21 protein-coding genes are annotated in these 21,650 nt (G+C 71.3%); 14 read left to right on the top strand and 7 right to left on the bottom strand.

Features of this window, described 5'->3' with window-relative positions:
* Position 1 precedes the first annotated feature (1 nt).
* On the top strand, positions 2-2,935 hold the full coding sequence (locus QSK36_RS36710; RefSeq protein WP_285785569.1) for a sacsin N-terminal ATP-binding-like domain-containing protein: 2,934 nt from the start codon (positions 2-4) through the stop codon (positions 2,933-2,935).
* On the opposite strand, the gene QSK36_RS36705 is transcribed toward QSK36_RS36710, so the two are convergent.
* Positions 2,932-3,735, bottom strand: a complete 804-nt coding sequence (locus QSK36_RS36705; protein ID WP_183543016.1) for a helix-turn-helix transcriptional regulator — start codon at positions 3,733-3,735, stop codon at positions 2,932-2,934. The two genes, QSK36_RS36710 and QSK36_RS36705, sit on opposite strands and share 4 nt — an antisense overlap.
* 89 nt (positions 3,736-3,824) lie before the next feature.
* Here QSK36_RS36705 and QSK36_RS36700 point away from each other — a divergent pair, with 89 nt between their 5' ends.
* Positions 3,825-4,238 (top strand): nuclear transport factor 2 family protein, encoded by a 414-nt coding sequence (locus tag QSK36_RS36700; protein ID WP_225898748.1) that lies wholly within the window; start codon positions 3,825-3,827, stop codon positions 4,236-4,238.
* Here QSK36_RS36700 and QSK36_RS36695 read toward each other — a convergent pair.
* Positions 4,218-4,481: a DUF2530 domain-containing protein gene (locus QSK36_RS36695; RefSeq protein ID WP_183543014.1), complete on the bottom strand. Its 264-nt coding sequence runs from the start codon at positions 4,479-4,481 to the stop codon at positions 4,218-4,220. The genes QSK36_RS36700 and QSK36_RS36695 overlap by 21 nt on opposite strands.
* A 136-nt stretch (positions 4,482-4,617) precedes the next feature.
* Between QSK36_RS36695 and QSK36_RS36690 the strand changes: the two genes are divergently transcribed.
* Both QSK36_RS36690 and QSK36_RS36685 read left to right on the top strand, forming a co-directional pair.
* Entirely contained in the window at positions 4,618-6,081 is a 1,464-nt protein-coding gene (locus QSK36_RS36690) for an NCS2 family permease (protein WP_285785568.1), read from the top strand.
* Between the two features lie 152 nt (positions 6,082-6,233).
* Complete coding sequence (locus tag QSK36_RS36685) at positions 6,234-6,686, top strand: hypothetical protein (RefSeq protein WP_285785567.1); 453 nt, start codon at positions 6,234-6,236, stop codon at positions 6,684-6,686.
* Positions 6,687-6,818: 132 nt separating this feature from the next.
* Here the strand turns inward: QSK36_RS36685 and QSK36_RS36680 are convergent, their stop codons facing one another.
* Positions 6,819-7,289: a hypothetical protein gene (locus tag QSK36_RS36680; protein ID WP_183543008.1), complete on the bottom strand. Its 471-nt coding sequence runs from the start codon at positions 7,287-7,289 to the stop codon at positions 6,819-6,821.
* A 34-nt stretch (positions 7,290-7,323) separates the two neighbouring features.
* A complete protein-coding gene (locus QSK36_RS36675; protein ID WP_285785566.1) occupies positions 7,324-7,887 on the bottom strand; it encodes a TetR/AcrR family transcriptional regulator in 564 nt (187 codons plus the stop codon).
* Positions 7,888-7,985: 98 nt separating this feature from the next.
* On the opposite strand from QSK36_RS36675, the gene QSK36_RS36670 reads away from it, so the two are divergent.
* From QSK36_RS36670 to thpR, 5 genes are all read left to right on the top strand, one after another.
* Positions 7,986-8,468, top strand: coding sequence for a helix-turn-helix transcriptional regulator (locus QSK36_RS36670; protein WP_285785565.1), 483 nt, complete (start codon positions 7,986-7,988; stop codon positions 8,466-8,468).
* A gap of 10 nt (positions 8,469-8,478) precedes the next feature.
* The gene (locus QSK36_RS36665; RefSeq protein ID WP_285785564.1) at positions 8,479-8,904 is read left to right on the top strand and encodes a VOC family protein; all 426 of its coding nucleotides are present in this window, start codon (positions 8,479-8,481) and stop codon (positions 8,902-8,904) included.
* Positions 8,905-9,073: 169 nt separating this feature from the next.
* Complete coding sequence (locus QSK36_RS36660; RefSeq protein ID WP_285785563.1) at positions 9,074-9,517, top strand: MarR family winged helix-turn-helix transcriptional regulator; 444 nt, start codon at positions 9,074-9,076, stop codon at positions 9,515-9,517.
* Between the two features lie 5 nt (positions 9,518-9,522).
* Complete coding sequence (locus tag QSK36_RS36655; protein ID WP_139578713.1) at positions 9,523-10,776, top strand: MFS transporter; 1,254 nt, start codon at positions 9,523-9,525, stop codon at positions 10,774-10,776.
* Positions 10,739-11,308 (top strand): RNA 2',3'-cyclic phosphodiesterase, encoded by a 570-nt coding sequence (thpR, locus tag QSK36_RS36650; protein WP_183543000.1) that lies wholly within the window; start codon positions 10,739-10,741, stop codon positions 11,306-11,308. Before QSK36_RS36655 ends, thpR begins: the two co-directional genes overlap by 38 nt.
* A 100-nt stretch (positions 11,309-11,408) precedes the next feature.
* On the opposite strand, the gene QSK36_RS36645 is transcribed toward thpR, so the two are convergent.
* Complete coding sequence (locus QSK36_RS36645; protein ID WP_183542998.1) at positions 11,409-12,377, bottom strand: aldo/keto reductase; 969 nt, start codon at positions 12,375-12,377, stop codon at positions 11,409-11,411.
* Positions 12,378-12,427: 50 nt separating this feature from the next.
* Positions 12,428-12,997 carry a PadR family transcriptional regulator gene (locus QSK36_RS36640; RefSeq protein WP_240809312.1) on the bottom strand — a complete coding sequence of 190 codons (570 nt, stop codon included), beginning with the start codon at positions 12,995-12,997 and terminating at the stop codon, positions 12,428-12,430.
* Positions 12,998-13,052: 55 nt separating this feature from the next.
* Between QSK36_RS36640 and QSK36_RS36635 the strand changes: the two genes are divergently transcribed.
* The 5 genes from QSK36_RS36635 (at position 13,053) to QSK36_RS36615 (ending at position 20,647) form a co-directional block, all read left to right on the top strand.
* Positions 13,053-14,225, top strand: a complete 1,173-nt coding sequence (locus tag QSK36_RS36635; RefSeq protein WP_285785562.1) for an FAD-dependent oxidoreductase — start codon at positions 13,053-13,055, stop codon at positions 14,223-14,225.
* A 652-nt stretch (positions 14,226-14,877) separates the two neighbouring features.
* Entirely contained in the window at positions 14,878-17,892 is a 3,015-nt protein-coding gene (locus QSK36_RS36630) for a helix-turn-helix domain-containing protein (RefSeq protein WP_285785561.1), read from the top strand.
* A gap of 33 nt (positions 17,893-17,925) precedes the next feature.
* Positions 17,926-18,507: a TetR/AcrR family transcriptional regulator gene (locus QSK36_RS36625; RefSeq protein ID WP_285785560.1), complete on the top strand. Its 582-nt coding sequence runs from the start codon at positions 17,926-17,928 to the stop codon at positions 18,505-18,507.
* Between the two features lie 31 nt (positions 18,508-18,538).
* On the top strand, positions 18,539-19,894 hold the full coding sequence (locus QSK36_RS36620; protein ID WP_285785559.1) for an MFS transporter: 1,356 nt from the start codon (positions 18,539-18,541) through the stop codon (positions 19,892-19,894).
* Positions 19,895-20,647: an SDR family NAD(P)-dependent oxidoreductase gene (locus tag QSK36_RS36615; RefSeq protein ID WP_285785558.1), complete on the top strand. Its 753-nt coding sequence runs from the start codon at positions 19,895-19,897 to the stop codon at positions 20,645-20,647. It abuts the gene before it with no gap.
* Here QSK36_RS36615 and QSK36_RS36610 read toward each other — a convergent pair.
* Positions 20,639-21,613 (bottom strand): helix-turn-helix transcriptional regulator, encoded by a 975-nt coding sequence (locus tag QSK36_RS36610; protein ID WP_285785557.1) that lies wholly within the window; start codon positions 21,611-21,613, stop codon positions 20,639-20,641. The two genes, QSK36_RS36615 and QSK36_RS36610, sit on opposite strands and share 9 nt — an antisense overlap.
* Positions 21,614-21,650 lie beyond the last annotated feature (37 nt).

Here is a 21,650-nt window from a genome sequence, read left to right as displayed (position 1 = left end):
CATGTTCGATACCGCGCGCCTGCGTGACACCGTTCTCGCGGCCTGGACGGCCTCGCCTGCCCGCTTCCGTGAGGACGCCAACGCCGAGGAGGACTTCGCCCTCGGCGGCTACCGCGACCGGCTGGTCGTGGAGCTCGCCCAGAACGCCGCCGACGCCGCGCTACGGGCCGGCGTGCCGGGCCGCCTGCGGCTGACGCTCGCCGACGGCGTGCTGCTGGCCGCCAACGTCGGGGCGCCGCTCGACCAGAGCGGCGTGGAGGGCCTGTGCACCCTGCGTGTCTCGGGCAAGAAGGACGAGGTGGGAGCGGCCGGCCGGTTCGGCGTCGGCTTCGCCGCCGTGGTGTCGGTCACCGACACCCCCTCGGTCTCCTCTCGCGCCACAGGAGGAGTGCGCTGGTCCCGGGAGGAGACCGCCGCGCTGGTCGCCGCCCGGCCGGAGCTCGCCGCCGAGCTGCGGGGCCGAGAGGGGCACGTCCCGCTGCTGCGGCTGCCGTTCTCCGACGACTCCCTCGACGTACCCGAGGGTTATGACACTCTCGTCCGGCTTCCGCTGCGGGACCAGGCCGCCGAGCAGGCCGTACGGCGGATGCTGGAGGAGGCGGGGCCCGCGCTGCCGCTGTCGATGCCGGCGCTGGAGAGCGTCGAGATCGAGGTGGACGGGCGGACCCGCGCGATCTCGGCCGAGGGCTGGCACGTGGTCGCCGAGTCGGGCACGTTCGGCCCCGAGCAGGTGGCCGAGCTGTTCGCCGACCGGCCGACCGAGGAGCGGGCCCGGCCCTACTGGGAGGTCCGCTGGGCCGTCCCCGGCGACCGCCGCGCTGACGTCCCCAGGGTGGTGCACGCGCCGACGCCGAGCGACGAGCCGCTCGACCTGCCCGCCCTGCTGATCGCGTCGTTCCCGATGACCACCGACCGGCGGCACGTCGCCCCCGGGCCGCTCACCGACTTCCTGGTCGCCAGGGCCGCCGAGGCGTACGTACGGCTGCTGGGGGAGCTCCCGGCGACGCCGGACCTGCTCGACCTCGTGCCCGGCCTGATGGGCAAGGGCGCGCTCGACGCGGCGATCAGGCGGGAGATCGTCAAGGCGCTGCCGGACACGCCGCTGCTGCCGACGATCTCCGAGGGCGTGGTGCCAGGAAACCAGGCACGGGCGGTCGACGGGACGGCCGGGTTCCTGGCGAAGATCGCCGGCATCGTCCCCGGGCTGCTGCCGGCGGGCTGGGCCTCGCGGCATCCGGCCCTGACCACGCTCGGCGTACGCCGGGTCGACCTGGCCGACGTCGTGGACATGCTGTCCGGCGAGGCGGTGGAGGACAAGGACCCGGCGTGGTGGCGGTCGCTGTACGAGGTGCTGCCCGCCGACGACCTGGAGGCGATCGGCGCCGTCGCCGTGCCGCTGGCCGACGGCCGCCTGGTGCGCGGCCCGCGCGGCACGCTCGTGCTGTCGCAGGAGTCAGGCACTTTCGATCCCGCCCTACTCGCGCCGCTCGGGCTGCGGATCGTCCACCCGGACGCCGTCCACCCGCTGCTGCTGCGGCTGGGCGCGGCCGAGGCGACCCCGCGTACGGTGCTGGAGGACCCGCTCACCCACGCGGCCGTGTCCGAGTCGCTGAACAGCGCCGACCCCGAGCCGGTGGCCCAGGCCGTGCTGGCCCTGGTCGACGCGGCGGGCCTGACCGCGGGGGAGGCCCCGTGGCTGGCCGACCTGGCGCTGCGCGGCGCCGACGGCGAGCTGTACGCGGCGGGCGAGCTGCTGCTGGCCGAGGGCTCCCTGGCCGGGCTCATCGACCCCGAGGTGCCGTTCGGCGTCGCCGCCCCCGACCTGGTGGAGAAGTTCGGCCCGCACGTGCTGGCGGCGGCCGGGGTGCTCGACGGCTTCGCCGTGGTCAACGATTCCGACGTGCTGCTCGACCCCGCCGAGTGCGACCACGACCTCGACCTCGAGGACGAGTGGCTGGAGGCCGTGCTCGATCTGCTACCCGATCTCGACGTGCCGCCGGTGGTCAGGGAGTTCACCGCCGTACGCGACCTGGAGTACGTCGCCGACTGGCCGAGCGCGCTCGCGCTGCTGTCGCGGCCCCCGCTGCGCGCCGCTCTGCGGCCCATGCGGGTGCTCGCGGCGGGGGAGACCGTCGAGGTGCCGTCGTACACGGCCTGGTGGCTGTCGCGGCACCCGGTGCTCGGCGAGCGTAAGCCGACGGAGCTGCGGCTCCCGACGGGCGACCCGCTGCTGTTCGGCCTGTACGGCGAGGCGCCGGCGGGGATCGACGAGGACGCGCTGAAGATGATCGGCGTCCGGTCCACCCTCGCCGAACTGCTCGACTCGCGCGGCGGCCCGGAAGAGCTGCTCGACCTGCTGGCCGACTCGTCGCTGGAGGTCGACCGGGCCCAGCTGCGGTCCCTGTGGATCGCGCTGGCGGCCGTCGATCCCGCCCGGGTGAGCCCGCCGGAGGCCGTACGCGCCGTGCTGAAGGGCACGGTCACGGTCGCGGACGTCGAGGACGGCCCGGTCGTGGTGGAGGCGCCCGACCTGCTCGCCCTGGTCGAGGACCGGCCGCTCGTGCTCGCGCCGTTCGACCTCGCCGAGGCGCTGTCGGAGGTGCTCGACCTGTCGCTCGCCGGTGAGGTGGTCACCGGCGCGGTCACCTCGGCCGGCGCCGAGAAGCCCGTGCCGCCCGAGGTGCGCTCGCTGCTGCCCGGCGCTCCCGTGACGTACGTCGAGCACGACGAGCTGCTCGTGGACGGCAGGCCGGTGCCGTGGCGGTTCTTCGAGGGCGTGGTGCACGCGACCGGCGTCGACGGCCTGGCCAGGGGCCTCGCCTGGGCGGCCGGCCAGTGGGGCGACCGCCTCGCCGTGGCGGCGCTCCTGCGCGACCCCGCCCGGGTCCCCCTGCTGCTCGCCGAGGCCGACCTCGATCCCACGGCCTCGATCTAGGCGGGGTGCCCGGGGACGTCGAAGGAGGCTTGGCCGGGCGTGGTGAAGTACGCGGCGCTCTCCGCGTCGGCGGGGTAGTACGACTCGATCGCGACCTCGTCCAGGGTGATGTCCATCGGGGTGCCGAACGTGGTGGTGGTCGAGAACAGCCGCAGTTCCCGTCCGCCGAAGCGGAAGATCATCGGAACGGCGATCTCGGCCTCGATCGGGTGCCGCGCGTCCTCGCGGCCCGCACCGGGTGCCAGCAACTCCTCGTAGAGCGCGGTCAGCTCGGCACTGGGAGCGACGACGAGCTGACGCCCGATCCGGATACGGAGCAGCGCACGCACCTCGGCCAGGTTGACGATGTGCGGAGCGAGCCCGCGCGGGTCGAGCCCGAGCCGCACCATGTTGATCGGCGGCCGCAGCAGATCGGGCGCGACGTGTGCGAGGAACGGGTCGAGGGCGCTGTTGGTCATCACGATGTTCCACCGGCGGTCGACGACCAGCGCCGGGTACGGCTCGTGCGCCCGGAGGACCCTCCCGACCGCACTCCGGGCAGCCGACAGGGCGTCCCCGTCGAGCGGCCGCTCGGCGTAGCGGGGTGCGAAGCCGGCGGCGAGCAACAGCCGGTTGCGCTCGCGCAACGGCACGTCGAGCTGTTCGGCGAGCCGCAGGATCATGTCGGCGCTCGGGTGGGACTTGCCGGTTTCCACCAGGCTGACGTGGCGGGCCGAGACGTCGGCGGCGATCGCGAGATCCAGCTGGCTGAGTCGCCGGTGATGCCGCCACCGCCGCAACAGTTCCCCGACCGTGTGCATGGCCGCCGATGCTACTCCCGGGCGGGCCGTACGCCGATGAAATGCCACTTCATCGACAATCCACGCCAACGGCGGAAACACTGCTGGCCATGCCGACCAAGGACATGACCACAGACAACAGGAGCATCGTGCGACAGGCACTGGAGGCACTGATCGCGACCGGTGACGTCGACGCGCTCGCGTCGTCGCTGAGCGACGACTTCGTCCACCACCGGCCGGACGCGACCAGGACCAAGGCGGATTGGCTCGCCGCCGTCCGCGCCGCGCTCGTCCCGCTCGCCGGCATGCAGGTGGAGATCCGGCACGTGCTGGCCGACGGCGATCACGTCGTGATGCACTCGCGGCGCCGGCTGCCCGCTGCCGGGCCGGAGATCGCGGTCGTCGACATCTGGCGGCTCGACGACGGGCTGATCGCCGAGGCGTGGGAGATCATCGAGCCGGCGGCCGAGGCGACCGCCCACCTGACGTGGTGGGAGGGCCCCTCAGGGGCGGCGGGGCTCTGACTCGTCGGCTTCGGCGGCGGCGGGGACGGACTCGCGCAGCCGGGCGTCGCGGCGGCGGATGTACAGGACCCCGAACAGGCCGAGCCCGATCCCGGCGACGCAGACCCAGACCGGCCGCGGGTCGGCCGGTCTGACCACCAGCAGCACGACGGCCAGGGCGATCACCCACAGGGCCGTCCCGGCCAGGATCGTGAGGGTGTCCCTCGTCCTGAGAGGCATGGGGTCCGGCCGGCGCTCGCTCACGGCAGCCAGCTTAGAAGGTCGCGGCAGCGAGCCGGTATCTTCATGACAAACCAGTCACGAAAGGACAACGCTGCTCCCCTGGCTCTTTCCGCGGATGGTAAGGGCCTGCGACTCTGCGCGCGTGAATGCGAACCCCATGAACACCCCTAATTTTCTCGATCGATACTTCTCCATCTCAGCCCGTGGTTCCTCCGTCGGACAGGAGGTCCGCGGCGGCTTCGCCACCTTCTTCACGATGGCCTACATCGTGGTGCTCAACCCGCTCATCATCGGCACCGTCGCCGACAAGACGGGCCAGTTCCTCGGTGACGGGGAGAACCCCAACATCGCGCTGGTCGCCGCGGCCACCGCGTTCGCCGCCGGCATCCTCACGATCATCATGGGCGTCTTCGGCCGGGTGCCGTTCGCCCTGGCCACCGGCCTCGGACTGAACGCCTTCCTCGCCTTCGGCATCGCCAGCCAGATGTCGTGGGAGGACGCGATGGGCCTGGTGGTGCTCGAGGGCATCGTCATCGCGATCCTCGTGGTGACGGGCTTCCGGGTGGCGGTGTTCCACGCGATCCCTGCCCAGCTCAAGACCGCGATCAGCGTCGGCATCGGCCTGTTCATTGCGCTGATCGGGTTCGTCGACGCCGGGTTCGTCCGGCGCATGCCGGACGCGAGCGGCACCACGGTCCCGGTCAAGCTCGGCGCGCTGGGCAACGGCTCGCTGACCGGGTGGCCCACACTCGTCTTCGTCGTCGGCCTGCTCGTGACGGCCTTCCTCGTCGCCCGCAGGGTCAAGGGCGCCATCCTGCTCGGAATCGTCGGCACCACCGTGCTCGCCATGATCGTCGAGGCGGTCGGCAAGATCGGGCCGCAGACCCCCGACGGAAGCAACCCCAACGGGTGGTCGCTCAACGTGCCCGCGTGGCCGAAGAACTTCATCGAGCTGCCCGACCTGTCGCTGCTCGGCCAGTTCAGCCTGTTCGGCAGCTTCGCCAAGATCGGCGGCCTGGCGGCCGTGATGTTCGTCTTCACGCTCATGCTCGCCGACTTCTTCGACACGATGGGCACGATCGTCGGCGTGGGCCGCCAGGCGAACCTGGTCCAGGAGGACGGGACCGTCGAGCGCACCAAGGAGATCCTGCTCGTCGACTCGCTCGCGGCGGCGGCCGGCGGCGCGGCCAGCGTCTCGTCCAACACCACCTACATCGAGTCGGCGGCCGGTGTCGGCGAGGGCGCGCGTACCGGTCTGGCGAGCATCGTCACCGGCGTGCTGTTCCTGCTGGCCATGTTCTTCGCCCCGCTGACGGAGATCGTGCCGTTCGAGGCGGCGACCCCGGCCCTCGTGGTCGTCGGCTTCCTCATGATGACCCAGGTCAAGGAGATCGACTTCAGCGACTTCGAGACCGCGATCCCCGCGTTCCTGACCATCGTTCTCATGCCGTTCACGTACTCGATCACCGCCGGGATCGGCGCGGGCTTCGTGAGCTACATCGCCATCAAGGTGTTCCGCGGCAAGGCGCGCGATCTCCACCCCCTGATGTGGCTGGTGGGCGCGCTGTTCGTCGTGTACTTCGCGCTGGAGCCCCTCAAGAGCCTGCTCGGCCTGAGCTGATCCGCGCCGTACGGAGGCCGCCGTGGCAACGCCGCGGCGGCCTCTCGCGCGCCGGCCGTCGGTGACCCTCGGAGGGGCGCTCCCCCACAGGGGGGAGGCGTTTCCCTCATACACGGGAGTGCTGCCGGGCACGCCGTGTCTACGGTCGAGCCATGTTCGATTCCGCTCACCCACGGCGCTGGCCGGCGTACGCGCTGGCCGTGTTGTTCCTCGGCTACGCCGCGGGGAAGGCCGCCTTCGCCCTGCAGGACCGGCTCGGCTTCCCGGGTGGCCCGCCGGTGCCGGCCTCCGAGACCCAGGGGTACTTCATGGACGCGGCCACCGCGCAGTGGCTCGCGACCGCCTCCGGCCTGATGGGCGCGTGTGCCGCCCTCGCCACGGTCACGCCGCTCGGGCGCAAGGTGCCGCGGACGCTGATGCTGTTCGTGCTGGCCGTGATGCTGGCGGCCGTCGGAGGCGGCGCGGGCATCATGATCTTGGACGGGTTCGTCGGCATGGGCGTGGGCTGGAAGTGGTATCAAGGCGTGCTCGGCATCGTCGTGATCGGGCTGTTCGCAGAGATGTGCCGGTCCTACGCGAGGTCGACGAGACGTGTCGCCGGCTGACTGGACGCGGGTGGCGGCTACGGTTCGGCGATCTGCTGCGCCGTCTACGGATCGATGAAGCCGAGGGGACGGGCTGTCCTGAGCCGGTGTCTTCGCGGGTGTCCCGGGCGTGTCCCGGCGGCCCGGCGTACGTCACAGGGCCGTGGCGGCGGCGAACGTGCAGGCGGCGGCCGCGAACATGAGCGTGTGCAGGATCATGTGCTCCAGATTGGGCCGTGGACGGTCGCCCCGGCGGGGGAGCACGATGACGGTCTTCGCGTAGGTGCGCGCGTGCAGCGCGGCCCAGGTCTCGCCCGTGCCCGCCGTCGCCCACGGCACGGTCACCCCGGCCAGGTACGGCAGCCACCACAGGGCCAGGCCGCCGAGGACCGCGAGCAGTTCGACGGCCGCCCCGGCGTAGGCGAGGACGGGCAGTCCGGCCGCGGACGCCCAGACGAGCAGCAGGGCGGGGAGCGCCAGGATCGGCCCGTTCACGGCCACCTCGGTCAGCTTCTCCGACCTCTTCGCCTCCCGCACGTTGTTGAACGGGAAGAGGTCGGCGAGCGTGGTGAGGACGAAGTAGGCGTCGGCGGCGACGACCAGGAGCAGCGCGGCGAGAAACACGGTCGGAAGTCCTTCCTGAGCGGGGATCGGGGGATCACGCCCCGTGCCGCGCCTGGATTCCATCCAGGAACGTCGAGACGGCGATGTCGAACCAGGCGTCGTAATAGGCGGCGGGTGCGGCCGGCGGCTCCGGTGTCTCGCCGAACTCGGCCAGGGCGAGACCGGTCACCAGGACGTACAGCGCCTGAACCAGGTGCAGCGCCTCGTCGTCGGCGAGGCGCAGGCCTTCGTGCATAGCCGACAGGACGAGGGGAACGGCGTCCTCGAACACCTCCGGCGACGCGTTCCGCACGGCGACGACGGCCGCGGCCCCGGGGTGGGCCCGCAGGGCCTCGCGCAGGTCGCGCGCCATGCCGTGAAGCAGGTCGCGCCAGGGCCGGCCGGGAACGAACGACGCGACGACCTGACGCGCGACGCGGTCCGCGACCAACTGGAGCAGGGCCGCCTTGTTCGGCACGTGGTAGTAGAGCGACGCCGCCTTCACCTCAAGGTGCGCGGCCAGCGTGCGCATCGAGAGCGCGGCGAAGCCCTCCCGATCCAGGATGTCGAAGGCGGCGCGGACGATCGCCTCGGTGTCGATGCGTGAGGCCGGACTCATCGGGCTCCATTCTAACGTCGTTAGAATGGCAACCTAACACCGTTAGAATGCCCCGGCAAGTGCGGAAACCTGTCGGTGGGGCGGGCTAGGGTCGTGACGTGGCCGTGAGGGGACAGCGGACGGTGCCGGTGGAGCTGCTGCCGCGGCTGCGCCTGGCCAGGGACCGCATGGACCGCGACTATCAGAGCGAGCTCGATCTCGACCGGCTCGCGGCCGTCGCCGGGGTCTCCAAGTTCTACTTCGTCCGCTGCTTCGAGGCGGCGTACGGCGAGACGCCGATGCGCTACCTCACCCGGCGGCGGCTGGAGCGCGCCCAGGACCTGCTGCGTTTCGCCAACCTGACCGTGACCGAGGTCTGCATGACCGTGGGCTTCAGCAGCCTGGGCTCGTTCTCGGCCAAGTTCCGCCAGATGGTGGGGGAGAGCCCGAGCGAATACCGCGACCGGTGGGCGGCGCGCGGCGGCCCCCGCGTCCCCGGCTGCTACCTGTTCATGAACGGAGTGCTCCACCTCGGGGGCGCGCCGAAGCGGGACGACGATTGTGCAATTTTGGAGAAGCCCAGGTCAGAGGGGTCGCAGTAGCGTCTGCCGCATGATTCGGAACGTCTCCTTGATCACGCTCTACTGCAGCGACCAGGACGAGGCCCGCGACTTCTACGTGGACGTCCTCGGCTTCGTCTCCAACACCGATATCCAGATGGACGGGTTCCGCTGGGTCACCATCAACCACCCGGACCACCCGGAACTCGAGATCACGCTGATGAAGCCGGGACCGCCGCTCGACGACGAGGGCGCCGAGTTCTACCGCAGGCAGCTCGACAAGGGCCAGGCGGGCGGCCTGGGACTGCGCGTGGACGACTGCCGCAAGACCTGCCAGGAGCTCACGGCCAAGGGTGTGACGATCCTGCAGGAGCCCTCGGAGCGGCCGTACGGGGTGGAGGCGGTCATCCGCGACAACCAGGGCAACTGGCTCGTCCTGGTCGAGCCGAAGGAGTTCACGCCGGAGGACTTCGCCTGACGCGACGCACGTACGAGGCCCGGCCCCCACGCGGGGGCCGGGCCTTGATCGTTCATGGAATCGTCCATGGCCGGGATCGCGCCGGTACGGTGTGTCGCGATCCCGTGCAGAGCTGGACGATTTGGAGGAATGCGGACATGCGCCATATAGTTAGCAAAGGTAATGAGTCATGCTAACGAACACCCAGAACTTGCGCAGCGACGCCGCTCTCGCGTCCGCCTTGCGCGTGTCCCTCGCCCGGCTGACGCGACGGATGCGCAAGCAGGCCGCGCACCACTCACTGACGCCCACACAGCTCGCGACGCTCGTCGCCGTCGAGCGCCACACCGCAATGACCCCCGGCGAGCTCGCGGAGCACGAGAAGGTGCAGCCGCCCTCGATGACCCGCGTGATCGCCAAGCTGGAGGCCCGGGGTCTGCTGGAGCGCAAACCTCATCCGACCGATCGCCGGCAGGTGACGGTGAGCGTGACGCCGCAGGGGGCGGCGCTGCTCAAGGAGGAGCGCCGAACCAAGGAAGCCTGGCTGGCGCAGCGGCTCAAGGACCTGACGCCGGAGGAGAGGGCGACGCTCCGAGCGGCGGCGCCGATCCTGGAGAAGTTGTCCACGATGTAGGCGGCATGTTCCGCTCGCTGCGGAACTACAACTACCGCCTGTTCGCCTCCGGCGGCGTGATCTCCAACGTCGGCACCTGGATGCAGCGCACCGCCCAGGACTGGCTGGTCCTCGACCTCGCGCACGGCCGCGGCTCGGCGCTCGGCGTCACCGTGGCGCTGCAGTTCCTGCCGACGATGCTGTTCGGGATGTTCGGCGGGGTGATCGCGGACCGCTACCCCAAGCGCCGGATCCTCATGGCGGCCCAGACGCTCATGGGGCTGCTGGCGCTCACCATGGGCGTGCTGGTCCTCACGGGGACGGCCCAGGTCTGGCACGTGTACGCCATGGCGTTCACGCTCGGCCTGGTGTCCTGTGTCGAGGTGCCCACACGGCAGTCGTTCGTGGTCGAGATGGTGGGCCGGCGGGACCTGCCGAACGCCATCGCGCTGAACAGCTCGACCTTCAACCTCGCCCGGGTCGTCGGCCCGGCGGTGGCCGGCCTGCTGATCTCCTGGATGGGCACCGGCCCGATCTTCGTGCTGAACGCCGCGTCGTTCGCCGCCGTGATCACCGGGATCGCGCTCATGCGGGTGTCCGAGCTGCGCTCGCCGGAGCCCGTGCCGCGGGGCAAGGGCCAGTTGCGGGAGGGCCTGCGCTACGTCGGCGGCCGGCCCGACCTGCTGCTGCCGCTGCTGCTCGTGGCGTTCATGGCGATCTTCGCCCAGAGCTTCTCGACCAGCATCGCGCTGATGGCCAAGCAGGCGTTCGGCGCGGGCGCGTCCTCCTTCGGCGTGGCGTCCAGCGCGTTCGCCGTCGGGGCGTTCGGCGGGGCGCTGCTGGCCGCGCGCCGGGTCAAGCCGAGCCGCAGGTTCCTGATCGCCGGGGCGCTGTGCTTCGGGCTGTTCCAGGTCGTCGCCGGGCTCGCGCCCGCGTACGCGGCGTTCCTGCTGATGCTCGTCCCCGCGGGCATGGCGATGATCACCGTCAACACGACCGCGAACACGATGGTGCAGCTCGGCGCCTCGCCCGAGATGCGCGGCCGGGTCATGGGCATCTACGTTCTGGTCTTCACCGGGGGAGCGCCGATCGGGGCGCCGCTGGTGGGCTGGCTCGCCGAGCTGGCCGGTCCCCGGGTCTCGGTCGTGGCCGCCGGCGTGCTGAGCATGTGCGGCGTCTGCCTGGCGGTGCTGGTGACCCGGATGGTCGCGGCACGCGTGGCGGTCAGGGAAGAATCGGCACGTGAGCAGATTGTTCGTGGCGCTGCTGCCGCCGCCTGAGGCGCTGGCGGAGATCGCCACGGCGGTCGAGCCCGTACGTGCCGAGTGGACGGAGCTGCGCTGGGTCGATCCCGCGCTGTGGCACGTGACCGTGGCCTTCCTCGGCGAGGTGCCCGACGAGGTGCTGCCCGAGCTACGCGTACGGCTGGCCCGCGCGGCCGCCCGGTATTCCCCCGAGACGGTCTCGTTCGGCGGCGCCGGGGCCTTCCCCTCCGCCTCCCGCGGACGCATCTTCTGGATCGGCCTGGAGGCCGGACCGGCCCTGACGAGGCTCGCCGGGTCGGTGGCGGCCGGCGCCCGGCGGGCCGGGGCGGCAGAGACGGACCGCAAGCGGTTCCATCCCCACCTCACCCTGGCCCGCTCCAGGACCCGGTCACGCCACGGCGACGACCTGCGCCCCCTGGTCGGCGCCCTGAGCGCCTTCGGCGGGCGGCGCTGGGAGGTGTCGTCGGTGCACCTCGTACGCAGCAACATCGGGGCGAGCGTGCGGTACGAGCAGGTCGAGGCGTACCCATTGGCAGTCCGCGACTAGGCTCCATGGCGTGGATCGTCCTCGTCGCTGGCTGCTGCCCACGGTGCTCGCGCTGCTCGTGCTCATCGTGATCGTCGGGGCGTTGCTCAACAACGCCTGATCACCAGGCGTACTCCTCCGGGGCGGTCTTGAAGCCGGGGAAGATCTCGTCGAGCCGGGCGAGCGCCTTGTCGTCCAGTTCGATCTCCAGCGCCCGGATCGTGCCGTCGAGCTGCTCGACCGTGCGGGGGCCGATGATCGGCGCGGTGACCGCCCGCTGGTGCAGCAGCCATGCCAGGCCGACATTGGCCGGGTCCTCGCCGAGCTCGTCGCAGAACGCCTCGTACTGCTCGATCTTGTCGCGGTGCTTGTCGAGCTGGGCGACGATGTGGTCGGCCGCCGAGCGGCCCTTGTCGATCTTCCGCAGGATGCCGCCGAGCAGGCCGCCCGCCAGCGGGCTCCACGGGATCAGCCCGAGGCCGTAGTCCTCACAGGCCGGGATGACCTCCAGCTCGGGCGCGCGGACGATCAGGTTGTAGTGGGACTGCTCGCTGACCAGGCCGAGGGTGTTCCGGCGGCGGGCCGACTCCTGGGCCTTGGCGATGTGCCAGCCGGCGAAGTTCGACGAACCGACATACAGGATCTTGCCCTGCTGCTTGAGGATGTCCATCGCCTCCCAGAACTCATCGAACGGGGTGTCCCGGTCGATGTGGTGGGCCTGGTAGACGTCGATGTAGTCGGTCTGCATCCGGCGCAGCGAGGCCTCCGCCGCCCGCCGGATGTTCAGCGCGGAGAGCTTCTCCTCGTTAGGCCAGTCGCCCATCGAGCCGTACAGCTTGGTGGCGATGACCGTACGCTCACGACGGCCGTCGCCCTTGGCGAACCAGCGGCCGATGATGTTCTCGGTGATCCCCTCGCCCTTCACCCAGCCGTACACGTTGGCGGTGTCGAAGAAGTTGATCCCGAGCTCGTGGGCGCGATCCATGATCGCGAAGGAGTCCTCTTCCGTGGTCTGCGGACCGAAATTCATGGTCCCCAGGCAGAGCTTGCTGACCAGCAGGCCGGTGCGGCCAAGGTGTCCGTATTCCATGCCCTCCACCCTAGGTACCTGGAGTGGACTCCAGGCGAGCCCGGCACGCGTCAGATCTGGAAGTCCCAGGTGAGGCGGCCCTCGCTCAGGTCGTCCGCGAGGCCGCGCGCGAACTCCAGCTCCGTGGCGACCTGGGCCCGCTGATACTCGGACTCCACGAGGAAGAGGCGGGGCACGAAGCTCAGGCTGTCGGCCATCTCGGCGTCGAGCGCGGACAACCGTGCCTCCAGCGCCGCGATCCGCTGCCGCAGCGCCGCCAGCGCCTCCTCCGGCGTCAGCACGGGCAGAAAGGCGAGCGCGGCGGGGAACTCGGGGAACTCCCTGGCCGGGGTGGACAGCATGGTCCGCATCCACTGCTTGAGCGTCTCCCGGCCCGTCTCGGTGGCCTCGTAGACCGTCCGCTCCGGCCGGTTCTCCTCACGGGTGGTCTCGCGGACCGCCAGCAGCCCGTCGCGGAGCAGGCGCTCGATCGTCTGGTAGACGCTGTTGCGCTGCGCGACGTTGACCACGTCGTCCTGGTGCCGTTCCTTGATCAGCTGCTGCATCCGGTACGCGTGCATCGGCGACTCGCAGACCAGGGCGAGCACGGCCGTGGCCAGGGGAGAGCGCCGTGTCGACATGGCGCCCATCATAGGGGTCTTGCCGCTTAATAGTCATAATATGTATAGTCATTCCATGACCAAGAGAGCTCTGATCATCGGCGGCGGGATCGCGGGTCCCGTCACGGCCATGGCGCTGCAGCGCGCCGGAATCGACAGCGAGGTCTTCGAGGCCTACGACCGGGGCGCCGAGGGCGTCGGCGCCTTCCTCACGCTCGCGGTCAACGGGCTGGAGGCCCTCCGCCTGCTCGACCTGCACGACCTCGTCTGCGACCTCGGCATGGACACGCCGGTCATGGAGATGCACAACGCGCGCGGCAAGCTGCTGGCGACCACGAGCCAGCCGAGCCGTACGCTCCGGCGCGCCGACCTCTACCAGGCGCTGCGCGACGAGGCCGTACGGCGGGGCGTGCGGATCCACTACGGCAAGCGGCTCGCCGACGCCTCGGCCACCTCCGGTGGGGTGCGGGCGGTCTTCGCCGACGGCGGCGAGGCCGAGGGCGATCTGCTGGTGGGCGCCGACGGGCTGCGCTCGCGCACCCGTGCCCTCATCGACCCCGGCGCCCCCCGCGCCCGGTACGTCGGGCTGCTGAACACCGGCGGCTTCGCCGAGGAGGTACGGCCGCCGGGCAGGCCGGGGGTCTGCTACTTCATCTTCGGCAGGCGGTGCTTCTTCGGCTACATGATCCACCCGGAGGGGCGGGTGTGGTGGTTCGCCAACCCGCCGAGCCGCAGGGAGATGACCCCCGAGGAGCTCGCGTCGATCAGTCCCGAGCGGTGGCGGGCGAGGCTGATGGACCTGTTCGAGGGCGACGCGGGGCCGATGCGGGAGATCATCGCCGCGACCCCGCGTATCCTGCCGGCCTGGAGCACCTACGACTTCCCGACCGTGCCGAAGTGGTTCAACGAGCGCATGGTGCTTGTCGGAGACGCGGCCCATGCCACCTCGCCGTCATCCGGACAGGGCGCGTCGATGGCGATCGAGGACGCCGTCACGCTCGGGAAGTGCCTGCGCGACGTGCCGGACACCGCGGACGCGTTCGCCGCGTTCGAGCGGCTGCGGCGCGAGCGGGTCGAGCGCGTCGTCGCGCAGGGCAAGCGCAACGGTGACGGCAAGGCGCCGGGCGCCGGCGGGGCCCTCGTCCGCGACCTGATCCTTCCCGTGATCATGCGGCAGGTGGAGAAGCGGAACGCGCTGGCCTGGATGCACGACTACCGGATCAGCTGGGACGACCGCGTCGCGGCGTGATCGGCCGGCCCACTGCAGCGAGTGCGCGAACCGTCATCAGAATGGTCGAAGCGCCACTTTAGACACATCAACGGAATATTCTGACGTATTGGTATATATACCGAGTAAAAGAAGCAACATCCAAAACGCGAGACTCATTCATCGAGTTGTCCCGCTACGCTAGGGGCTGACTCTTTCTAGCTGTGCCCCTGGGAAGTCGGGTGGCTGGTCCTCGAGGCGGCATTCCGGCAGGTACAGATAGAAAGGGCAAGGCGGAAATGGATGCTTCACACACCGGTCACGAACCGGCGCGCGAGGACGACGAGGAGAGGTCTGGTCACCACCGGCCGTCTACTCGTGCCTCTCGAAGTAGCCGCCTTCGTCGCCGCCTTCGCTGGGCGCTGAAGCTTGCCGCGGTAGCCACCGTGGTCATCAAGCTCTGCATCGCCATCCGCGAAGGCTGGTCCGAGCTTTAGGAGAGCTCGGACCAGCCGGCGGCGCACCAGGCGGGGGTTCCGTGATCAGTGCCTAGCTGGGACCGGAGCCTCCGCCCTTTTCGGTTTCGTCGTCGGCTATTACATCGCGACGGCTGAACACCTGGCTCTATCTCTATATAGCTAGATGGTAACCGCGCATGCATCCTGATGTCCGTCTTACAAGCGCGACTCTCGACGTGCTCGAAGTCGTCGCCGCCGCCGACGGGAGTCCCGTCTACGGTTTCCAGATATCGACGCTCACGCGCCGGCCCACCGGGACCGTGTACCCCCTGCTCGGCAGGCTGGAGCGGATCGGCTGGCTGGAGGGGGCGTGGGAGTCGGACAACCATCGCGGCGGCGGCCCGCGCCGCAAGTACTACAAGGTCACCCGGCAAGGCCGAGAGCAGATCGCCGTGGCGCTGCGCAGGCGGGAGCGTGCGGTCCCCGTCAGGACCCTCCGCCCCGAGGCCGAGGATCAGGCCGACCGGGAGGCCGGGGCACCGGTCAGCGCGGAGCAGATCATCCGCGAGTTCGCGGAAGACCTTCGCAGGCTGCGCTCGAATGCCGGGACTCCGTCTTTGCGGCAGCTGTCGACTCGCACCTTCTACAGCCCCGCTTCGCTGAGCGAGGCGTTCTCCGGCCGGAGCATCCCTTCCGAGAAACTCCTCGAGGTGCTCGTACGCGCCTGCGGGGGAGACCCCCACGAGTGGGCGCTGCGCCGGTCCATGGCCGAGCAGAGCATCCGTTACGGCGTACGCATCCCCTTCCGTTTCGAGGACTTCTACGCGCTCGGGTCCCGGTGGGTCCGTGACGCCCTCCGCACCTACGAGCTGGGACCCGAGGACGTCGAGGACGTCACCCAGGAAACCCTCCTCGCCACGTACCGGCGCTGGAGCGCGGTCGGCGGAAACCTGCGGCCGTGGGTCACGTCCTACGCGCGTCGGGTCGCCGGGCTGCTCGACCGCACCGGCGGGGGCGGGGACACGGTGTCGCTGGACACGCTCGACGGCACGCAGGACGCGCTGTCCCCTGTCACGTCGAGTCACGCGGTGCAGGGCGACATCGCCGAAGAAGTGGCCGCCCGGTCCGCGGCCGGCCATCTGCTGCACAGCCTGGACCGGCGAACCGCCCAGATCCTTTACCTGACCGCCGAGGGTTTCCAGACCCACGAGATCGCGCGGTTGCTCGGACTGACCCCGTCCGCGGTGGAGGCACGGCGGCGACGGGCGCGCAACCACCGGCGCATGGGCCTGACTCCGGAGCATCGGCGGTATGTGCAGCACCTCACGCATCTGCGGGAACGGGCGGGAAACCCGTCACTGCGCAGGATCGCCAGGCGCATCGGATACAGCCACACCCAGATCGCCGCTGTCTTCTCCGGCGCCGCTCCTCCCCCCACTTGGGAGTTCACCGTACGGCTGGTCTCGAGTCTGGGTGGGGCGATCGAGACGGCACGCTGGATCTGGGAGATGGCCCGGCCCTCGGCAAGCCTGCTGAAATCGGACAGCTACGCCGAGATGGAGGCGCGGAGCGGTGACGCGTTCGCCCTCTGGAGGCTCACGGATCGGCTGGAACGCATGGGGAGGGCGGCCGAAGCGGTGGGCGTCTGGCGCACTGCCGCCGAGACCGGGAACACGTACGCGATGGCGGTCACGGCCGAATACCTGGAACGCATGGGGAACGTCGACGAGGCGGAGATCTGGCTGCAGCGAGCGGCCAGGGCGGGCGGGTACGAGGCCAAACGCGAATTGGCCCGCTTCCTCGAACGGGCGCGGCGGACCGAGGAGGCCATCGAGGTCTGGAGGCAAGCCGCCGCCCACGGCGAGCCCGAGGCCAAGCGGGAGCTCTTCGTCATCCTCGACCGCTTGGGACGGCAGGACGAGGCGCTTGACGTGTGGGAGCGGTCGGCCGAACCGGGCAGCACCTCGGCCACCAGGATGATGGGCGAGCGGCTCATGCACGTCGGCCGTCCGGACGAGGCGGAGGACTACCTGCGCAGAGCGGCGGAGGCGGGCGACCCCTCCGCACGGCGGCAGCTGGCCGTGCTCCTGCACGATGCGGGGCGGGTGGACGAGGCCATCGAGGTGTGGCAATGGCTGGCCGAGAACGGGTACGGCTACGCGGCGCAGGAACTGGCGACCCTGTTGGATCGCGCGGGGCGGGTGGACGAGGCCATCAAGGCGTGGCGCCAGGCCGCAGCCAGGGGTCACGGCTTCGCCTTGCAGGGACTGGCAACGCTGCTGGAGCGCGAGGGACGGGGGGACGAGGCTGTCGAGGTGTGGCGCCGGATCTCCGACGACGCGACCGGTGCGGAAGAGCGGGCCACCGCGTCCCGGGCGCTCGCGCGCCTGCTCGACAAGCCCTTGGCCAGTATGCGGGTCGAGACCGAGTTACGCGCGGCGGTCAACGCCGGGGACAGTCTCTCCCTGCTGGCGCTGGCCCGCCTGCTCGACCAGGAGGGCAGGGACAGGGAAGCGGAGACGCTGCTGCGCGACGCGGCGGTCGGCGGCGACTTTCTCGCGGCGGACGCGCTCGCCCATCGGCGTCTGCAGGCGAAGCAGGTCGACAGCCACGTCGGCTGGCCCCCGGCACCCGGCGTCGAGCAGAGCGGAGCCGCCACGCGACTGATGGACCGGCGCGAGCGCCTGATGAGCGCGGCCTACAACCTGTTCGCCAACCCCGGTTTCCACAGCACCACCACAGAGCGCCTGTGTGCGACGGCCCGGGTCGCGCGGCGGGACTTCCTCGAGTGCTTCTCCGGGCCAGACGAGTTGATGCGCGTGGTCTACAGCCGGTGCGTGGAGGATACGCACGCGGTCATGGCCGCGGCGATCGCCCGGGCCCCCGCCACGCCCGCGCACCGCGCGGAGGCGGCGGTCGCGGAATACGTGCGCTTCGTCACGGCCGACTCGCGACGCGCGCGCCTCATGCACATCCAGGCCGGTCGTGCCGGGGACTTCCTGGACGGCGCGCGGAAGAAGGCGGCCGTAGGGTTCGCGCGAATCCTCGAACAGGCCGTTCACGAGTTGCCCGAACCGGCGGGGCGGACGCCTCCGCTGCTCATGCTCGGACTCGGCGGTGCGATCGGGGAGCTCATCAGCGACTGGTTACAGGCGGACAGGCCCCCCACGGTGGACGTCGTGACCGCGGCCGCCGTGCATCTGGTCATCAGTTCGTTGGAGGTTGAGCCGCACAGGGATGACCTTAATTGACCGATCGTTCCTGATTGGTCTAGGGTCGAGGGCATGGCGAGGACCAAGGAGTTCGATCCCGACGTCGTGCTGGAGCGGGCCCTGGATCTGTTCTGGCGGCGCGGCTACGAGGCCACGTCGATGGCCGACCTGGTCGAGCACCTCGGCATCGGCCGCGCCAGCCTCTATGCCACCTTCGGCGGCAAGCACGACCTCTACGTGAAGGCGCTGGACCGCTACGCGCAGACGTGCGACCCGAACCCCGTCGAGCTGCTGTCGCAGCCCGGCCCCGCCCTGCCGGCCGTACGGACCCTGGTCGAGCGCTACACCGAGGACTCGATCCGCGACCACGACCGGCGGGGCTGCATGATCGTGAACGCGGCGACCGAACTCCTCCCGGACGACGAGCCGGTCGCCCGGCTCGTCGAGGCCAGCTGGACGGGCCTGGAGACGGCGCTGACCTCGGCTCTCATCCGCGCCCGCGCCCAAGGGGAGATCTCCGCCGAGTCGGACCCCCGGGCGCTGGCGCGCTTCGTGCTCGTCTTCCTGCAGGGGCTGCGGGTGATGGGGAAGGGGCACGGTGACCCGGCCCGTCTCCGCGATGCTGCCGCACAGGCCCTCGCGATGCTCCGCTGATCTCTCCATGGGAAGAGGAGTGCGCTTTTTCATGCCCTCATTCTTGACCGATCGATCCAAAAACATGATGGCGTTCGCCGTGCTCGGCGGGGCGCAGGCCACGCTCGTCGCGGCGATCACTCTTCTCACCGTGCCGCTGCCGGCCGTCCAGCGGGAGTTCGGCCTCGGTCAGGGGGACCTGGCGCTGCTGACCTCGGCGTACGGGCTGACCTTCGGGGGGCTGCTGCTCCTCGGAGGCAGGCTCGCCGACCGGTGGGGCGCCCGGGAGGTGTTCCTCGCCGGGATGGCCCTGCTCGCGCTGGCGTCGGCGGCGGGCGGGCTGGCTCCGGACCACGCCGTCCTGCTCGCCGCGCGCTTCGCGCAGGGAGTGGGCGCGGCGATGGCCGCCCCCGCGGCCGTTTCACTCGTGACGCGGCTCCGCCCGGACGTCCGGGAGCGCGAGCGCGCTCTGGCGGTGTGGGGCACCCTGTCGGTCACCGGGGCCGTCACCGGCAGCCTGCTGTCCGGCCTCGTCGCCGCCGCGGCCTCGTGGCGCTGGTCGTTCCTCCTGCCCGCCGCCGTCGGCGTCGCGGCCGTGGCCGCCGGGGTCCTCCTGCTGCCGTCCGCGCCTCGTACGGCGGCCCGCCTCGACGTGCCCGGCGCGCTGCTCGCCACGGCCGGGCTGGTCGCGTTCGCCTACGGCCTGCTGGAGGGCTCGACGGCCGTCGCCGCCACCGGCCTGCTGCTGACGGCCGGGTTCGTCGTCCTTCAGGCGAGGACGCCGCATCCGCTGCTGCCGCTCCGGCTGGTGACGCACCGCCGCAGGGGCGCCGCCCTGCTTGTCGTCTTCGTCACGGCGGCCGCCAGTGCGACGACCACGTTCCTGCTCAGTCTCTATATGCAGCAGGTGCGCGGGCTGTCGCCGATCTCCACCAGCCTGGCCTTCCTGCCCTTCCTCCTGGTCGTCGTGATGGGCCCGGTGAGCGGCCGCCTGCTGCGCCGCCTCGGCGTGCGGCGCGTGCTGGTCGCCGGGTTGCTGCTCGCGGCGGTGTCGATGCTGCTGCTCGGCCGTGTCGCGTCCGGGGGAAGCGTGCTCGCCGGGCTGCTGGTCTTCCCGGTCGCCTCGGGGCTGGCCTTCTCCGGCGCCACCGTGGCGGCCCTCGACGACGTACGCGCCGAGGACGCCGGGGCGGCCGGTGGTCTGGTCAACACCGCCATGGAGGCGGGGCCGACGGTGGGCCTCGCCGTGCTCGTGGCGCTCGCCGCCGCCCGCGCGGGCGACGTGCCCGCCGGCGGCGCCCGGGCCATGACCGAGGGCTACGGATTCGCCCTCACCGCCATGGCCCCGGCCTTCCTTCTCGCGGCGGCGACGGTCGCCGTCGCGTTCGCCCGGACAAAGGAGCGATAGATGAGGTTCGCGGACAAGGTCGTGCTGGTGACCGGGGCGGGTTCCGGCGTCGGCCGGGCGGTCGCCCACGGGTTCGCCCGGGAGGGCGCCACCGTGGTGGCGGCCGGACGGAGGCGGGAGCTGCTGGAGCAGACCGTCAAGGTGATCGAGGCCGAGGGAGGCCGAGCCGCCGCGCTCACGGTCGACGTGACCGACTCGGCCGCCGTGGCCGGGCTCGTCCAGGAGATCGTCACCCGGTTCGGCCGCCTCGACGTCGCGGTCAACAACGCCGGGATCTTCGCGGGAGGGGCCGTCGTGGACATGCGGGAGGAGGACTGGGCGCGTGTCCTCCAGGTCAACACGACGGGCGTCTTCCTCGCCCTGAAGCACGAGATCGCCGCGATGCGCGCCCAGGGATCCGGCGTGATCGTGAACATCGCCTCGAACATCGGGGCTCACATTCGGATGCCCGGGGTGGGCGCCTACGCCGCGTCCAAGGCCGCCGTGAGCGCCCTGACCCGCACGGCCGCGCTGGAGAACATCGGGGCGGGTGTGAGGATCAACGCGGTCAGCCCGGGTGCGCTGGACACGACCATGTCCCTGCGCCCCGGCGAGACCGAGGACGACCGGGCCGCCCGGGTGCGGGAAGCGCTGCCGATCGGCCGCGTCGGCGCCCTCGAGGAGATCACCGGCACCGTGCTCTGGCTCGCCTCGGACGACGCCGGCTTCGCGGTGGGGCTCGACCTGGTGCTCGACGGCGGCGCCTCAGCCTGACCCGTCTGCCGAGGTGGCGGTCGCGCGGGCGTAGCGGGCGGTGAGGGCGCGCAGGTGGTCAACCAGTTCCGGCGGGCCGGTGACCTCGAAGTCGAGGTCGAGCAGGCCGAGGTGGACGGCGAGCGAGTTCACGGTGTCGGCGCCGGTCGCGAGCACGCAGGTATGGCCGTCGACGTCCTCCACGACGCCGACGGCGGGGTTGATCCGCGCGGCGACCACCTCGGCGGGGGCGTGGACGAGCACCCGGGCGTGGTGCCGCCAGGCGGCCGACGACACGCCGCGGGCGACGTAGGCCGCGGCGCCGCCCTCCGGCGGGTCGCGGGGCGGGAAGCGCGGGCCGGTGGGAGTGCGCGGCGCGATCCGGTCCACCCGGAACGTGCGCCAGTCGTCGCGGTCGACGTCCCAGGCCACGAGGTACCACCGGCGGCCCCAGGACACGAGCCGATAGGGCTCGGCCACCCGGACGCCGGAGGAGCCGTCGTGGCCGCGGTAGTCGAACCGCAGCCGTTCGCGGTCGCGGCACGCCGCGGCCAGCACGCTGAGCACGGCGGGGTCGACCGCCGGACCCGGCCGATCGGGCGGCACCGGTTCGGTGTAGGCCTGCAGGGCGCCGACGCGGCGGCGCAGGCGTGACGGCAGCACCTGTTCGAGCTTGGCGGCGCCGCGCTCGGCCGCCTCCTCGACGCCCGCCACGCCGGCGGCGGCCCGCAGCCCGATCGCCACGGCCACCGCCTCCTCGTCGTCGAGGAGCAGGGGTGGCATCGCCGCCCCGGCGACCAGCCGGTAGCCGCCGTCCGTGCCGCGGGAGGACTCCACCGGATAGCCGAGATCGCGCAGCCGGTCGACGTCGCGGCGTACCGTCCGCTCGCTCACGCCGAGCCGTTCGGCCAGGATCACGCCGGGCCAGTCGCGTCTGGCCTGGAGCAACGACAGCAGGCGCAGCAGCCGCGCCGAGGTTTCCAGCATGTTCCCAGTCTGGCGGCACTTCAGGACAGAACCTGTC

The organism is Microbispora sp. NBRC 16548 (assembly GCF_030268985.1).
GTDB classification, from domain to species: domain Bacteria; phylum Actinomycetota; class Actinomycetes; order Streptosporangiales; family Streptosporangiaceae; genus Microbispora; species Microbispora catharanthi.
This window is presented reverse-complemented; position numbering and strand designations above follow the sequence as displayed.